The sequence below is a fragment of the Curtobacterium poinsettiae genome, from assembly GCF_025677645.1.
In the GTDB taxonomy this organism is placed as follows: domain Bacteria; phylum Actinomycetota; class Actinomycetes; order Actinomycetales; family Microbacteriaceae; genus Curtobacterium; species Curtobacterium poinsettiae_A.
Genome location: NZ_CP106879.1, coordinates 1,671,467 through 1,686,391, shown reverse-complemented (window position 1 = coordinate 1,686,391; position 14,925 = coordinate 1,671,467). Strand labels below are relative to the sequence as shown.

The window sequence follows — 14,925 nt, the reverse complement described above, 5'->3', positions numbered from 1 at the left end:
TGGACAGTCATGATCGAACACGTGTTCGGATCGGGCTTCAGCTCACCAGCTGGCGACCGCCCCGACCCCGTCGAGCACCGACCGCGTCTTGGTCTCGACCTCGTCCGCCTCGTCCGCGGGCACCGACGACCAGGTCACCGCTCCCCCGGCTCCGAGGGTCCGGGAGCGCACCGTCCCCGATTCGTCGAGCACGGTCACGAGGCTACGGATCGCCACCGACAGGTCGACCGCCCCGCTCGCCGAGAAGTACCCGATCGCCCCCGAGTACACCCCGCGCGGCGCCCCCTCGAGCCGGTCCGCGATCGCCGTGGCACTGCTCTTCGGCGCCCCGGTCATCGATCCCGGCGGGAACGCCGCGTGCACCACGTCGGCCCGCGACGTCCCCGGCGGCAGCACCGCCCCGATCGTCGAGACCAGCTGGTGCACGCTGGCGTACGTCTCGACGGCGCACAGCCGCTCGACGTGCACCGACCCGGGCACCGCGGTCCGCAGCAGGTCGTTCCGCAGCAGGTCGACGATCATCACGTTCTCGGCACGGTCCTTCGGACTCGCCGCCAGGTCGTCCCGCGCGGCCGCGTCCGCCGAAGCGTCGGCGAGCCGCCGCCGCGTGCCCTTGATCGGCTCCGCGAGCACCGCTCCGGCCGCGTCGATCCGCAGGAACCGCTCCGGTGACCGGCTCGCCACGCGCAGCGGGCCGAGCCGCAGGAACGCGCCGAACGGCACCGGGTCGGACGCCCGCATCCGCAGGTACTCGCCCAGGTGCGGGTCCGTACCGGGGCCGCCACGGGCCTCCAGGCCGACCGCGAAGGCGGTGGTGAGGCAGACCTGGAACGCGTTCCCCTCGCGGATCTCCGCGCGGCACACGTCGACCGCGCGCTCGTAGGCGGCGCGCGTCACGCGTCCGGTCGCCGCGGACACCCCGGCCGGGAGGCCCGTGGCCGCGTCGGCGACACCGACCGACGTCGCGGGGGTGGTCGCCTCCTCGAGCCACGCGCGGTTGTGCGCACTGGCCGCCGGTTCCGCGTCGGCGACGAGCGCGAGCGCCCAGGCGCCACCGGTGTGGTCGACGACGACGGCTCGGTCGACGAACCGCAGGTCGGCGTCGGCGTGCCCGTCGGCGGTGCGGTCCGGGCCGCCGGATTCGCGGCCGAGCTCGTAGCCGAGGAACCCGACCCAGCCCAGCGCGAACCCGCACCCGACGACCGGCTCGGGCAGGCGGGGCGTGCGTCGGAGCAGGTCCGCCAGCACCGTGAAGGCCGGACGCTCCTCGGATCGGGCAGGCCCGAACCACTCCTCGGCGGGCGCGGCGACCGTCAGGTGCGCACGACGGTCCTGGTGCCGGAACCGGGCGGCGAACGGTCCGTCCGTCCACGCCAGCACGGACCAGCGCGCCCGGGGCCGAGCCGTGGCGGGAGCACCGTCCGGCAGGCCGGAGTCGAGCCAGACCAGGTCCCCGGCGACCTGCGCCGCCAGGGCCGCGAGGTCGGGGACCGGGTCGAGCCGGCGGGCCTCGACGCGGACGCCGGGGTCGGGGGTGCTCAGATCGCGGCGATCGTCCATGCGGCGGCGTGCGAGGCACCGGACGCGAGCACCACGAGGCCGCGCTCCTCGCCGTCGTTGAAGGCGTCCGGGGCGCACGTCATCGGCTCGACGGCGAGACCGGCGCGGTGGTACTCGGGGACGACGTGGTCGGCGGTGTGCACCTGGACCCAGCCGCACTCCGTCCCGAAGGTCGCACGGACCCCGTGACCGTCCGCCGCCGTGACCGCGATGGTGGCGAGGCCGGCGGCGTCGCGCTCGAAGCCGGTGAAGGCGTGGTCGATGAACCGGTCGCCGATCAGCGTGGGCGTGCGCAGGTCGAACTCGTCGTGGACGGGGACCAGGTCGGTCGGGACGAGCCGGTCCGACGTCACCTCGAGCACCTGGGCGGCGGGGAGCGTCAGGGTCCAGTCGTCGACGGTGCCGGCACCCGCGACGAGGTACGGGTGCGGGCCGGTCCCCCACGGTGCGTCCTCGGCCCCGGTGTTCGTCCCGGTGATCGTGGTGTGCAGCCCCTCGGCGTCGAGCCGGTACTCCACGGTGACCTCGACGCGGTACGGGTAGCCCTGCTGCGCCTGGACGGTCGTGACGAGCACGACGCGGTCGTCCGCCTGCTCCTGCACGCGGAAGTCCGTCCACGCGACGAGTCCGTGCAGGGCGTGGTGCCGGGCGGGCTCGGTGAGCGCCAGCTCGTGGTCGACGCCGCCGAACGAGTACTCGCCGTCGACGATCCGGTTCGGCCACGGGGCCAGGACGGCACCGCGGAAGACCGGGCGGACCACGTCGGCGTCGAACGGGACGACCAGGTCTCGGCCCTCGTACCGCAGGGTCCGCAGCGTCGCTCCGACGGTGGCGATGTCGGCCGAGTACCCGGCGGAGGCGATCGTCAGCGGGGACCCGGACAGCGGCGCGTCGTTGCTCATGCGCTCAGCGTATCGGGCCACCGAGCGCTGTCGGACGCACGAGAGGCACTGTCGGACGCACGAGAAGACCCCCGCCGTTCCGAAGAACGACGGGGGTTGAGGGTGGATCTGAGGGGACTCGAACCCCTGACCCCCTGCATGCCATGCAGGTGCGCTACCAGCTGCGCCACAGACCCAGATCGTGTTGCTCTCGCACCAACCGGTTCCCCGGAGGCACCATAGAAGCGTACACCATGCGAACGCCGGGCAACGAAATCGAAGCCGTCACCCGGGCGCGTCGCTGATCAGGCGGTGTGGTCCACCGGGAGCTCGAGTGGGATCGTCGGGCAGTCGGCCCAGAGACGCTCGAGCGAGTAGTACTGGCGGTCTTCGTCGTGGAAGACGTGCACGATGATCTCGCCGAAGTCGATGAGGACCCAGCGGCCCTCGGTACGGCCTTCGCGACGGAGCGTCTTGGCACCGAGCTCGAGGAGGCGTTCCTCGACGGCATCGGCGATGGACTGCACGTTGCGCTCGTTCCGACCGGTTGCGAGCAGGAACACGTCCGTGAGCTGCAACGGCCCGGTCACGTCGAGAGCGACGAGGTCCTCGGCCTGCTTGGCGTCGGCCGCGAGTGCTGCGGCCTGCACGAGTTCCAGTGCGCGAGTGGAGGCGGTCACGGATTCCTTCCGGTCGTCGAACCGACGGACAGCCGGTTCGCTTGATGGGTCACGATCATAAGCCACCCCGCCGACAGCGGCCAGGCCAGGGTCGGCGGGGTGGTGGAGAACGGACGTCGAGGACGGCAGCGGTCAGCCGCCGAACGCGTGGGTGGTGAGCAGTGCGGTGATGATGACACCGGCCGCAGCCAGCCCGACCGCGCCGACCGTCACACCGAGGATCAGCGGCGTGCGCGACTCCTTCGGCTTGGCGGCCGCGAGCACGACCTGACGAGTCGAGGTGTGACTGGACACCGCACGGCTGGCCCGGACCGGGCTGGCATCCGTCTCGGGTTGCTCGTCCTGCTGCTCGAGCAGGCGGTCGACCTCGGCGCCGTCGATCGGCCGGTGCGATCCGGTCGACGACAACGATGCCGGCAGGTCGATCGACCCGGTCAGGATCACCTCGCCCGTCGCGTTGAGGGCGCCGGTGGGGTCGGCCAGGGCCGAGTTCGGCAGGATGATCGCGTTCGTGTTCGTCACCGCGACGCGGCGGGTGCCGGTCTCGGCGTCGTGCACCTCGGAGTCGTTCGAGTCGTGCGCCTGCTGCGACCAGTGGCCGGCGGGCGGCGCGAAGGCCGTGGTCACCGGCTTCGGCTCGGTCGGACGCTGGAACGCGGCGGGGACCTTCGGGGCCTCGGTCGCGGGCTCGGGCAGCGGCACCTCGTTGGTGTCGTCGTCCTCGGCGTCGAGCGAGAGCGGGAACACCGCGGGGGTCGCTGCGGCGGCGTCGGTCGGGATCGGTACCGACGTGACGGGGGGCTGTGACCCGGCAGCGGGAGCGGGGACGTCGTCGGCCGAGCGGGCCGGAGCGTTCTCGGACGACTCGTCCGCCGTGGCGACGTCGGTCGTCTCGTCCGCAGGCGTGTCGGTCACCGGCACATCGGACTCGGGGACGTCGGTCGCCGACGCGTCGGACTCGGGGACGTCGGCGGGCGGCGACCACGTCGACCGGTGGCGGCGGGGCTCCTCGGCGTGCGCGGCGGCCTCGTCGAGGGGCTCGAGCGCGTCCGGGGACCCGTCGGCCTCGGTGGCCTGGGCGACCGCGGCCTGGTCGAGGACCGTCGGGGCAGCCGGCTGCTCGTCGTGCTCGGCCTCGGCGTCCGGAGCGCTCTGCGGCGCCGCGGCGGGGTCGATCGTGTCCACCGACCCGAGGACGTCCTCGACGGTGCGGTCGGACGACTGGGGCGTGGGGTCCTGCAGCGGGACCGGCAGGACCGCCTGGCGCTCGGCGGCACGGAGCTGCCGGATCTGTCGACGGGTGAGTCCACCGCTGCCGGGGACGATCTCGGTCGCGGAGGCCGGCGGGAACGGTGACACACCGGCCGCGGGCGCCGACGCCGGGGCGGACCCCGGCGCGACCTGGGCAGATGCCGACACGGACGACTGGGCGGGGCCACCGGGGGCCGGGGCGACGTGCGACCCGGGGCGGCGACGGGACTCGGGGGTCTCGGCGGCGGGTGCGGCGACGGTCGGGGGCGGCGTCGCGGGCTGCGAACCGGCCGCGGCGGCACGCTCCCGCTCGCGCGCCTGGCGCCGCGACAGGGGCGGCTGCGCGTCGGACGAACTCATGCAACGCTCCGATACAGATGGTGCTTGGAGATGTACTGGACGACGCCGTCGGGAACCAAGTACCAGACGGGGAACCCCCGTCGAACCCGGTCACGGCAATCCGTCGAGGATATGGCCAGTGCAGGGACTTCGAGCAAGCTTACGTCCCGCTCGGGCAATCCGGTGATGCTCAAGGCGTGTCCCGGACGCGTCACGGCCACGAAGTGCGCGAGGTCCCAGAGACCATCATGGTCTTTCCAGTCGACGATCTGCTGAACGGCGTCTGCGCCCGAGATGAAGACGAGCTGGGCATCCGGCCGCTGTTCGTGCAGGTCGCGCAGGGTGTCGACGGTGTACGTCGGCCCCGGGCGGTCGATGTCCACGCGGCTGACGGTGAACATCGGGTTCGACGCGGTGGCGATCACGGTCATCAGGTACCGGTGCTCGGCGTCGGTGACGTCGGACTTCATGTACGGCTGTCCGGTGGGGACGAAGACGACCTCGTCGAGGTCGAACGCCCGCGCCACCTCGGACGCCGCGACCAGGTGCCCGTGGTGGATGGGGTCGAACGTGCCACCCATCACGCCGATGCGTGGCCGTCCGGTGGTCTCGAGCATCGAGTGGTCGGTCAGATCTTGGTGTGACCGAACTCGTCGACACCCGTCTCGTGGTGGCGGGTGGCCTCGAACTTCTGGGAGTGGCGGTAGGCCACGTCGCGGAAGCTCCAGGTCACGAAGCCGAGGAAGATGAAGAAGAGGGCACCGACCATCGGGAACACGAACGCGGGCGCCCCGGAGGCGTGCTCAGCAGCTTCTGCGAGGAGGGTCATCGTTCGTGCTCCGTTCGGTCGGGGAAAGACGCCGTTCAGTCTAGCCGCGGATCTGCCCGGACCCGCGCACGATCCACTTCGTGCTCGTGAGCTCCGGCAGGCCCATCGGACCGCGCGCGTGCAGCTTCTGCGTGGAGATGCCGACCTCGGCCCCGAACCCGAACTCGCCGCCGTCCGTGAACCGGGTCGAGGCGTTCACCATCACGACCGCGGAGTCGACGGTCGCCAGGAACCGCTCGGCGGTGTCGACGTCGTTCGTGACGATCGACTCCGTGTGGTGGGTCGACCACCGGGCGATGTGCGCCATGGCCGCGTCGACGTCGGGCACGACGCGGATCGACAGGTCGAGGTCCATCGACTCGGTGGCCCAGTCGTCGTCGGTGGCGCGGAGCACCCCGGGCACGATCGCCCGCGTGGCGTCGTCGCCGCGCAGCGTGACGCCGGACGCCCGCAGCCGGTCGGCCAGCAGCGGCAGGAGCCGTTCGGCCGCGGCCTCGTGCACCAGGAGGGTCTCGAGGGCGTTGCACACGCTCGGCCGCTGCACCTTGCTGTTCAGGACGATGTCGACCGCACGCTGCTCGGGCGCGGACGCGTCGAGGAACACGTGCACGACGCCCGCACCGGTCTCGATGACGGGCACCTGCGACTCGGTGACGACGGTCTGGATGAGCGCGGCGCTCCCCCGCGGGATGAGCACGTCGACCAGGCCGCGTGCGCGCATGAGCTCGGTGGCACCGGCGCGGCCGAACTCGTCGATGGTCTGCACCAGGTCGCGGGGCAGCCCGACCGACTCGACCGCGTCCTGGATCCGGGCGACGAGCACGGCGTTCGTGTGCTGGGCCGCCGACCCGCCGCGGAGCACGACGGCGTTGCCCGACTTGAGCGCGAGCGAAGCGATGTCGACGGTGACGTTCGGGCGTGCCTCGTAGATGGCCCCGACGACACCGAACGGTACGCGCACCTGGGTGAGCTGGAGTCCGTTCGGCAGCTGCGACCCGCGCACGTGCTCGCCCACGGGGTCGGTGAGCCCGACGACGTGCTCGACCGCGGCGGCGAGGGCCTCGATCCGGACGGGGTCGAGTCGCAACCGGTCGAGCAGCCCGGAGGAGAGCCCGCCGTCCTCGCTGGCGACGAGGTCGTCGTGGTTCGCGGCGACGATCTCGTCGGTCGCGGCACGCACCGCCGAGGCGATCGCCCCGAGGGCCGCGTCCTTGACGGCGGTCGTCGCCGTGGCGAGCGCCGACGAGGCGGCCCGTGCCGCCACGAGCTTGTCGGTCAGGGTCGGGGCGGGCGCGATCGACGACATGGACCGATTGTAGGTCCGCCCATCGGTTCGTGACGGGCGTTCCGGACACGCACCGTGCCTCCGGGCCCGGTCCGCCCCACCGACCGGTCACGACACGTCGTGCCCCTCCGCCGAGCGGTCACAGACCGTCGCTCCGCGCCGACCGCACCGACGGTTCCCGACCACACGACCGCGTCCCGACGGGGAGTCGTGACCGCCTGGAGGCCCGCCACCGGTCCCGGGACATGCACCGGGCCTCCAGGCGGTCGCGTCCACACCGCCGACCGGTCGCGACACGTCGTCCCGCGCCACGCGAGCGGTCGCAGACCGTCGCTCCGCGACGCCCGTGCCGACGGTCGCCGACCACTCGGCGCCGTCCCGACGGCGAGTCCTGACCGCTCCGGGCGTGGTCCGGGCTGCGTCAGCGACGCGGTGCGGCGTGGAACCAGGTGCCGAGGTGTTCGCCCGCCAGCGCGCGGTCGACCAGCGCCGTGTCGGTCACGAGCACCGCGGTGCCCGCCTCGGCCGCGAGCCGCGCGGCGGCGACCTTGGTCCCCGCCCCCCCGGTGCCGACGCCGGCGGTACCGATCGAGCCGAACGTGACCCCGGCCAGCTCGTCGCCGAACGGCACCTCGTCGATGCGGGTCGCGCCGGGCTGCTCCGGGGGTGCCGTGTAGAGCGCCTCGACGTCGGAGAGCAGCACCAGGGCATCGGCCTCGAGCAACCGGGCCACCAGGGCCGCGAGCCGGTCGTTGTCGCCGAAACGGATCTCGTGCGTGGCGACCGTGTCGTTCTCGTTCACGATCGGGAGCACGCGCAGGGCGAGCAACCGGTCGATGGCGCGCTGGGCGTTCACCCGGTGCGTGGGGTTCTGCAGGTCGCCGGCGGTGAGCAGGATCTGCGCCGCGACGACACCGTGCCGGTCGAGTTCCTTCTGGTAGCGGAACATCAGGACGTTCTGCCCGGTCGCAGCCGCCGCCTGCTGCGTGGCGAGGTCGTCCGGCCGGCCCTCGAGCCCGAGGAACGGGAACCCGGTCGCGATCGCACCGGACGACACGAGCACGACCTCGGTCCCGCGGCCGTAGGCAGCGGCCAGGGCGTCCACCAGGGGGCCGATCTGGCCGGCGGCGTCACCGCTGACCGAGGACGAGCCGACCTTGACCACGATCCGCCGCGCACGCGGGATGTCCTCGCGCCGGGTGACGGGTCCGAGGTCGGTGCGGGCGGTCGTGTCGGTCATGCCGCGGTCAGTCCTTCTGGTCGCTGGTCTCGACCTGGTCGCTCGTGCCGAGCTGGTCGCTGGTCACCACGTCGTCGTCCACCCAGAGCCCGGAGACGCGCTCCTGCTCGAGCTCGGCACGGGCGGCCGCCTTGGCGTCCATCCGCTCGAAGTACTCCTCGCGCCGCTCGTTGCGGGTCGGGCGCGAGGTCGCACCGATACGGGCGTCGGTCCCACGGGCGCTCGTGATGAGCTCCGCGGTCGACGTGAGCGTGGGCTCCCAGTCGAACACCATGCCGCCGTCGCCACCGATGACGACGGTCGAGCCGGCGACGGCTCCGGCCTTGAACAGGCCGTCCTCGACGCCGAGCTTCGCGAGCCGGTCGGCCAGGTAGCCGATCGCCTCTTCGTTGGTGAAGTCGGTCTGCTGGACCCAACGCTCCGGCTTGGCGCCGCGGACGCGGTAGAAGCGGTGCTCCTCGCCGCCCTCGGCGCGCACGGTGAACGGCTTCTCGTTGACCGATCGGGGGCGGAGCACGATGCGCTCCGGCACGGGCTCGGCCGCACGGGCGGCGCGGGCCTGCTCGACGATGTCGGCCAGGGCGAACGTCAGCTCACGGAGCCCCTTGCGGGACGCCGTGGAGATCGGGAAGACGCGGTAGCCGCGGCCCTCGAGCTCCGCGGTGACGAACTCGGCGAGCTCCTGCGCCTCGGGCACGTCGATCTTGTTCAGGGCGATGAGCTGCGGGCGCTCGAGCAGCGGCACCTGGCCCTCGGGGACCGGGTAGCGCTCGAGTTCGCCGAGGATCACGTCGAGGTCGCTGATCGGGTCGCGGCCCGGATCGAGCGTGGCGCAGTCGATGACGTGCAGCAGCGCTTCGCACCTCTCGACGTGGCGCAGGAACTCGAGGCCCAGACCCTTGCCCTCGGACGCACCCTCGATCAGACCGGGGACGTCGGCGACGGTGAACCGGGTGTCACCGGACTCGACCACGCCGAGGTTCGGAGTGAGGGTCGTGAACGGGTAGTCCGCGATCTTCGGCTTCGCGGCGGAGACGGCCGCGATCAGCGAGGACTTGCCGGCGCTCGGGAACCCGACGAGGGCCACGTCGGCGATGGTCTTCAGCTCGAGGCTGATGTCCCCCGCCCAGCCCTCGGTGCCGAGCAGCGCGAAGCCGGGGGCCTTGCGCTTCGTGGTCGAGAGCGCCGCGTTGCCGAGGCCGCCCTGTCCACCGGGGGCCACGACGACGCGCATGCCGGGCTCGGTGAGGTCGGCGATGACCTCGCCGGACTCGTCGTACACCACGGTGCCGACGGGCATCGGGAGCTCGAGGACCTCGCCGCTGACACCGCTGCGGTGGTCACCCATGCCGGGCTGCCCGTTCTTCGACGAGCGGTGCGGGGAACGGTGGTAGCCGAGGAGTGTCGTCACCTGCGGGTCGGCCACGAGCACGATGTCGCCGCCGTCACCGCCGTTGCCGCCGTCGGGCCCGGCGAGGGGCTTGAACTTCTCACGGCGGACCGACACGCAGCCGTTGCCGCCGTGCCCCGCGCTGAGGTGCAGGGTCACGCGGTCGACGAAGGTCGCCATGGGTCCACTCCAGGTGTTTCGTTGTGCCGACGGGATCGTCGGCGGGAAAAGCGAAGGAGGGGCGGGCACTCGGCCCGCCCCTCCAGCTGCAGTCGTTCGAACGACTACGCGTTGACGATGTTGATGACCTTGCGGCCACCCTTGGTGCCGAACTCGACCGAACCGGACGAGAGGGCGAACAGCGTGTCGTCGCCACCGCGGCCGACGTTGGCGCCCGGGTGGAAGTGCGTGCCGCGCTGGCGCACGATGATCTCGCCGGCGTTGACGACCTCGCCACCGAAGCGCTTCACGCCGAGGCGCTGTGCGTTCGAGTCACGACCGTTGCGAGTGGAACTCGCACCCTTCTTGTGTGCCATGAGTTGACTCCCTTACGCGATCTTGGTGATCTTGACGCGGGTCAGCTCAGCGCGGAAACCCTGGCGCTTCTTGTACCCGGTCTTGTTCTTGAACTTCTGGATGATGACCTTGGGACCACGGAGGTCGTCGAGCACCTCGGCGGTGACGGTCACGTTCGCGAGCTCGGAAGCCGCCGACGTGATCTTGTCACCGTCCACGAGGAGCACGGGGGCGAGGTCGATGTTGCCCTTGTCGTCCGCCTTGGCACGGTCGATGGTCAGGATGGTGCCGACCTCGACCTTCTCCTGACGGCCGCCGGCGCGCACTACTGCGTAAACCACGTGGAAATCCTTACGTAACTCTGCTTGAGGGAAGTCTCGGGTGCCCACTTCTGCACGAGCGGCTCCCGGAAGGCCGGGCCCGATCGGCGACGCAGGCAGAACGGCCCGCTGACACCAGGGACCGAGAATACTCGATCACCCTGGGTCCGGTCAAACGGCGACACCCGTACGATTGCACGGTGACCGTGTTGATCGACCCACCGACGTGGCCCGCCCACGACACACTGTGGTCGCACCTCGTCAGTGATGAATCCTACGCGGAACTCCACGCGTTCGCCGCGCGGGCCGGTGTGCCGCGGCGTGCGTTCGACCACGACCACTACGACGTCCCGCTCGCGCGGTACGACGAACTCGTGGCCGCCGGTGCCTCGGCCGTGACCGGTCGCGAGCTCGTGCTGCGGTTGATCCGCAGTGGGCTGCGCGTGGCGCAGCGGGACAAGCGCAGCATCTGACCGCGCGTCCGGGCGCCCGGGAGGCGCGGCGTGCGTCCGCCCCGCCCGGCGCCGCACACGGTGCACCGCCGGCTCGCAGGGCCGCGCGAACGGTGCGAGGTTCCGGGTTCGGTGCGACGCGGAGACCGGCGCACCGAGTACGGAACCCCGCACGGCTCGAAGGGGGCGGCGGTGACGCGGCGGGGCGTCGCACCGTGCGAGGGGCCGCGAACGGGCTCAGCGGGGCGCTGGACCGCCCCAGGGGTTCGCCGGAGGCTGCTGCTGGTCTGGGCGCGGCCCGGCGCCGTACTGCCCGCCGTACTGGCCGTGGGGGTCGGGCTGCACACGCCCCTGCCCGTACGGTGCCGGCGGCTGCTGCTGCGGCTGCGGCTGCTGGATCGTCGAGGGCGGGACCGCGTCCGCGGGTCGGACGGTGCCCGGCATCCCCGGAGTCGTCGACGAGCCACGTCCGCGGCGCGGCCGACCGAGCCAGAGCCAGGCCGCCGTCGCGGTCGCCAGGAGCATCACGGTGAACGGCAGACCGTTCTGCAGCGGCCGCGTGAGCACGTCGATGACGAGCTGGGAACCGCCGGCGGTGGCCGCTCCGAACGAGCCGGTGAAGACCCCGACGAGCATCAGGGCCACCGTGCCCGCGGCGCCGGCGAGGACCACGCGGAGCAGGAGCCTCGGCAGCGGGCTGCGGCGGTCGATCGGCGTCAGGAACGCCATGGCCAGGAACGCGCCCACGTAGTACGGGAACGGTGCCACGAAGACCCCGGTCGTGAAGCTGCCGAGCAGACTCGTGCCGGCACCGTAGTGCCGGAACGGACTGACCACGAGCGAGGTGCCGAGCAGACCGAAGAGCCCGGACACGAACTCGACGAGCACCAGGGCCACCACGGCGATGAGCGCACCGGCCGTGTTGGTCACCGAGGCGCCGGGCGCGAAGGCCCGGCGCGGGTCGGCCGGGGCACGGGGCGGCCGCGGCGGGGCGTACGGCGCACCGGCACCGGGCTGACGGCCGTACTGCGGCACACCGCCCTGCTGCGGCGGCACCGGGCCGCCGGGCTGCTGGGCACCCGGGCCGGGCGGTGCGGGCTGGGACCAGCCCGCACCGTAGTACCCACGCTGCTGCTGCGGGTCGCCCGGGTTCGTCACGTCAGTTCCCCAGGATCACTGCGCCGTCGGAGCCGTCGGCGTCGTCGGTCGGCTCCTCCGTCGGCGTGGCGGGAGCGCTGATGCTCGGCGACGAGACCCGGCGGGAGCGCGAGCGCCCCTGTCCGGGCTGCTTCGGCTCCGGGAGCGCCTGGAGGACCGAGTCGAGCAGGGACTCGGCATCCGGGGCGACCGCGCGGGGCTCGCGCTTGGGCGCCGCGGCGATCGGGATGTCCAGGATCGCCACGGTGTTGTCGGTCGGCGTCACGGTGGCGCTCGAGCTCACGCGACGGCGGGCCGGGGCCTTCGCCTTCGGTGCGGCCGCGGGCTCGGTGACGGCCGGAGCAGCACCCTTCGGCGCGCGCACCTCGGGCTCGACGATCACGGCGGGCTCGGCGGTGACCGGCGACTCCGGCGCATCGGACTGCTCGGCGGCAGGTGTCTGCGCCGCATCGGTGACTCGGGCGTCGGCAGCGGCCTGCTGGTCGCCGCTCTGCTGGTCTCCGCTCTGCTGGTCAGCCCCGCGGCCGCCACGGCCACGGCGACGGCGCTTCGAACCGGTCGGCTGCTCGCCACCCGTGCCGTCCGTTCCGGTCGACGCGTCGGCCGACGACGGCGCCGTGGCCTCCGTCGCGGTCGTCGCGGCGGCTGCCGCCTCCTGCTCGTCGTGCGACAGGGTCGAGGCGGCGATCCGCGACAGCGCGTTCTTCACGTCGTCGGTGATCTGGTGCGCCTGGCTGGTCGCGCCGTTCGACGACCCCGACGACCCCGAGTTGCCGTTGCCGTTGCCGCCGGACCGGCCGTTCTCGTTGCCGTTCCCGCCACGGCCCTTGCGACGACCCTTGCTCGGGCCCGGGTCGGCGTTGTTGTCGTTGATCTTGGCGTTGACCTCGTCGAGGGACTCGCGCAGACCGACACCGATCTTCTTGCGGGTCATCTGCACGAGGCCGAGCGAGGTGATCTCGGCGACCTGGTGCTTCGTGCGGTCACGGCTCAGGCACTCCACCAGACGGCGGAGCACGAGGTCGCGGTTCTCCTCGAGCACCATGTCGATGAAGTCGACGACGATGATGCCGCCGATGTCCCGCAGGCGGAGCTGCCGGACGATCTCCTCGGCGGCCTCGAGGTTGTTCTTCGTGACGGTCTCCTCGAGGTTGCCGCCGGAGCCGACGAACTTGCCCGTGTTGACGTCGACGACCGTCATGGCCTCGGTCCGGTCGATGACGAGCGAACCACCGGAGGGCAGCCAGACCTTGCGGTCGAGCGCCTTGTCGATCTGCTCGTTGAGGCGGAACTCCTCGAAGGAGTCGGGGCCCTCGTACCGGACGACGCGGTCCTTGAGGTCCGGGGCGACGGCCGACAGGTACTCGTCGATGGTGCCGCCGGCGGCCTCGCCGTCGATGATCAGCTTCGTGAAGTCCTCGTTGAAGACGTCGCGGACGATCTTGATGAGCAGGTCGGGCTCGGAGTGCAGCATCACCGGGGCGTGACCACCGGCGACCTTCTTCTGGATGGCCTCCCACTGGCTGGTCAGGCGCTGCACGTCGCGGGTGAGCTGCTCCTCGGTCGCGCCCTCGGCAGCCGTGCGCACGATGACGCCCGCGTGCTCCGGCAGGACCTCCTTCAGGATCTTCTTCAGTCGGGCACGCTCGGTGTCCGGCAGCTTGCGCGAGATCCCGTTCATCGAGCCGTTCGGCACGTAGACCAGGTAGCGGCCCGGCAGGGAGATCTGGCTGGTGAGGCGGGCGCCCTTGTGGCCGACCGGATCCTTCGTGACCTGCACGAGAACCTTGTCGCCCGGCTTGAGCGCTGCTTCGATGCGGCGACCGTGGTTGCCGGTCTCGACGGAGTTCCAGTCGACCTCACCGGCGTAGAGCACGGCGTTCCGGCCACGACCGATGTCGACGAACGCGGCCTCCATCGAGGGCAGGACGTTCTGCACCTTGCCGAGGTAGACGTTGCCGATGAGCGACACGTTCTCGGACTTGGTGATGTAGTGCTCGGCGAGGATGCCGTCCTCGAGCACGCCGATCTCGATCGTCGACGAGCTGGAGCGGACGATCATCTGGCGGTCGACGCTCTCGCGGCGGGCGAGGAACTCGTCCTCGCTGACGACCTGGCGGCGGCGTCCGGCGTCGCGGCCGTCACGGCGGCGCTGCTTCTTCGCCTCGAGCCGGGTCGAGCCCTTGATGCGCTGCGGCTCGGTGATGAGCTCCGGCTCGCGGCGGCGCGGCTCCTGGTGGTCGCGCGGCTCGCGGGCCTCGCGGTCGGCGCTCGAACCACGGCGACGCGAGCGACGGCGCGAGCCGCCCTGGTCGTCGCGGTCGTCGCGATCGAAACGGTCCTCGCGGTCGTAGCGGTCGTCCTCGTCACGGTCACGGTCACGGTCACGGTCGAACCGGGGCGCGCGCTGCGGCAGCTCCGGCAGCACCGGCGCGTGGAAGATCAGGCTGAGCGTGCTCGTGGCCTTCGGCACGAACGGCTCGTCGGCGGGCGCGGCGTCGTCGCTCGCCTCGGCCGTCGGTGCGGCGTCGGCCGGACGGGAGGCGCGGCCCGCGTCCGCCCCGTCGGTCGCGCTGCCCGACCGGTCGCCCGTCACGACCGGCAGGTCACCGGTCAGCGTGCTCACGTCATGCGGCTCGGCACCGCTGTCGGCGACGGCTTCGACCGCGACGGAGACCGCCTCGGTGTCGGTCGGCTCGACGGGCGACGCCGGCGAGGCCGGGGAGTCGGGCGAGTCCGGCGATCCGGGAGAGTCCGGCGAACCGGCCGACGCGACGCTGGCCGCGGGACGGGCGTCAGCGCCGCCCGTCAGCGCGAGGGTCTCGTCGGCGTGGGGTGCCTGCTCGGCGCCCCCACGGGCCTCCTGGCCGGAGGACCGAGCGCGGCGGCCGCCGAACAGGCGGCTCCGGCGCTTCGGCGCGTTCTCGTCGTTGGTCGTGTTGTCGTTGTTCTGCTCCACCATGGACTGGTGCACTCCTCGGCCCCACTCGCACCCCTTCGGGTGGCGGGAATTCTGTGTCGTGG

General features: G+C 72.3%; 14 protein-coding genes and 1 tRNA gene. 1 reads left to right on the top strand and 14 read right to left on the bottom strand.

The features are described 5' to 3' along the window. Positions 1 to 42: 42 nt before the first annotated feature. The 12 genes from OE229_RS08210 to rplU form a co-directional block, all read right to left on the bottom strand. Positions 43 to 1,560 carry an anthranilate synthase component I family protein gene (locus OE229_RS08210; protein WP_262137373.1) on the bottom strand — a complete coding sequence of 506 codons (1,518 nt, stop codon included), beginning with the start codon at positions 1,558 to 1,560 and terminating at the stop codon, positions 43 to 45. Continuing rightward, entirely contained in the window at positions 1,539 to 2,462 is a 924-nt protein-coding gene (locus OE229_RS08205) for an aldose 1-epimerase family protein (RefSeq protein WP_262137371.1), read from the bottom strand. Before OE229_RS08205 ends, OE229_RS08210 begins: the two co-directional genes overlap by 22 nt. Before the next feature lie 103 nt (positions 2,463 to 2,565). Then, positions 2,566 to 2,638: transfer RNA gene (locus OE229_RS08200), tRNA-Ala, on the bottom strand. A gap of 108 nt (positions 2,639 to 2,746) precedes the next feature. Continuing rightward, the gene (gene rsfS / locus OE229_RS08195; RefSeq protein WP_027464721.1) at positions 2,747 to 3,121 is read right to left on the bottom strand and encodes a ribosome silencing factor; all 375 of its coding nucleotides are present in this window, start codon (positions 3,119 to 3,121) and stop codon (positions 2,747 to 2,749) included. Between the two features lie 132 nt (positions 3,122 to 3,253). Further along, entirely contained in the window at positions 3,254 to 4,732 is a 1,479-nt protein-coding gene (locus OE229_RS08190; protein ID WP_262137369.1) for a hypothetical protein, read from the bottom strand. Further along, the gene (gene nadD, locus OE229_RS08185) at positions 4,729 to 5,328 is read right to left on the bottom strand and encodes a nicotinate-nucleotide adenylyltransferase (protein ID WP_110859233.1); all 600 of its coding nucleotides are present in this window, start codon (positions 5,326 to 5,328) and stop codon (positions 4,729 to 4,731) included. The genes OE229_RS08190 and nadD overlap by 4 nt, the downstream gene beginning before the upstream one ends. Before the next feature lie 11 nt (positions 5,329 to 5,339). Further along, positions 5,340 to 5,540 carry a hypothetical protein gene (locus OE229_RS08180; protein ID WP_035807661.1) on the bottom strand — a complete coding sequence of 67 codons (201 nt, stop codon included), beginning with the start codon at positions 5,538 to 5,540 and terminating at the stop codon, positions 5,340 to 5,342. A 40-nt stretch (positions 5,541 to 5,580) separates the two neighbouring features. After that, positions 5,581 to 6,846, bottom strand: a complete 1,266-nt coding sequence (locus OE229_RS08175; RefSeq protein ID WP_262137367.1) for a glutamate-5-semialdehyde dehydrogenase — start codon at positions 6,844 to 6,846, stop codon at positions 5,581 to 5,583. 400 nt (positions 6,847 to 7,246) lie between these two features. Beyond that, positions 7,247 to 8,065, bottom strand: coding sequence for a glutamate 5-kinase (proB, locus tag OE229_RS08170; RefSeq protein WP_259581043.1), 819 nt, complete (start codon positions 8,063 to 8,065; stop codon positions 7,247 to 7,249). Positions 8,066 to 8,072: 7 nt separating this feature from the next. Further along, positions 8,073 to 9,635: a GTPase ObgE gene (gene obgE / locus OE229_RS08165; RefSeq protein WP_182064819.1), complete on the bottom strand. Its 1,563-nt coding sequence runs from the start codon at positions 9,633 to 9,635 to the stop codon at positions 8,073 to 8,075. A 104-nt stretch (positions 9,636 to 9,739) separates the two neighbouring features. Beyond that, positions 9,740 to 9,991, bottom strand: a complete 252-nt coding sequence (rpmA, locus tag OE229_RS08160; RefSeq protein WP_017885976.1) for a 50S ribosomal protein L27 — start codon at positions 9,989 to 9,991, stop codon at positions 9,740 to 9,742. A 12-nt stretch (positions 9,992 to 10,003) separates the two neighbouring features. Next, on the bottom strand, positions 10,004 to 10,312 hold the full coding sequence (gene rplU / locus OE229_RS08155) for a 50S ribosomal protein L21 (protein ID WP_027464715.1): 309 nt from the start codon (positions 10,310 to 10,312) through the stop codon (positions 10,004 to 10,006). Positions 10,313 to 10,491: 179 nt separating this feature from the next. Here rplU and OE229_RS08150 point away from each other — a divergent pair, with 179 nt between their 5' ends. Next, positions 10,492 to 10,764, top strand: a complete 273-nt coding sequence (locus tag OE229_RS08150) for a DUF4031 domain-containing protein (RefSeq protein WP_262137365.1) — start codon at positions 10,492 to 10,494, stop codon at positions 10,762 to 10,764. Positions 10,765 to 10,980: 216 nt separating this feature from the next. On the opposite strand, the gene OE229_RS08145 is transcribed toward OE229_RS08150, so the two are convergent. Both OE229_RS08145 and OE229_RS08140 read right to left on the bottom strand, forming a co-directional pair. Continuing rightward, entirely contained in the window at positions 10,981 to 11,901 is a 921-nt protein-coding gene (locus OE229_RS08145) for a hypothetical protein (protein ID WP_262137363.1), read from the bottom strand. Between the two features lies 1 nt (position 11,902). After that, positions 11,903 to 14,863, bottom strand: coding sequence for an Rne/Rng family ribonuclease (locus OE229_RS08140; RefSeq protein ID WP_262137362.1), 2,961 nt, complete (start codon positions 14,861 to 14,863; stop codon positions 11,903 to 11,905). Positions 14,864 to 14,925 lie beyond the last annotated feature (62 nt).

Excerpts from the sequence above, each read along its gene's own strand:
- nadD (WP_110859233.1), bottom strand. The coding sequence starts at position 5,328 with ATGCTCGAGACCACCGGACGGCCACGCATCGGCGTGATGGGTGGCACG.
- OE229_RS08210 (WP_262137373.1), bottom strand. The coding sequence starts at position 1,560 with ATGGACGATCGCCGCGATCTGAGCACCCCCGACCCCGGCGTCCGCGTC.
- proB (WP_259581043.1), bottom strand. The coding sequence starts at position 8,065 with ATGACCGACACGACCGCCCGCACCGACCTCGGACCCGTCACCCGGCGC.
- OE229_RS08190 (WP_262137369.1), bottom strand. The coding sequence starts at position 4,732 with ATGAGTTCGTCCGACGCGCAGCCGCCCCTGTCGCGGCGCCAGGCGCGC.
- OE229_RS08180 (WP_035807661.1), bottom strand. The coding sequence starts at position 5,540 with ATGACCCTCCTCGCAGAAGCTGCTGAGCACGCCTCCGGGGCGCCCGCG.
- OE229_RS08175 (WP_262137367.1), bottom strand. The coding sequence starts at position 6,846 with ATGTCGTCGATCGCGCCCGCCCCGACCCTGACCGACAAGCTCGTGGCG.
- rpmA (WP_017885976.1), bottom strand. The coding sequence starts at position 9,991 with ATGGCACACAAGAAGGGTGCGAGTTCCACTCGCAACGGTCGTGACTCG.
- obgE (WP_182064819.1), bottom strand. The coding sequence starts at position 9,635 with ATGGCGACCTTCGTCGACCGCGTGACCCTGCACCTCAGCGCGGGGCAC.
- OE229_RS08205 (WP_262137371.1), bottom strand. The coding sequence starts at position 2,462 with ATGAGCAACGACGCGCCGCTGTCCGGGTCCCCGCTGACGATCGCCTCC.
- OE229_RS08140 (WP_262137362.1), bottom strand. The coding sequence starts at position 14,863 with ATGGTGGAGCAGAACAACGACAACACGACCAACGACGAGAACGCGCCG.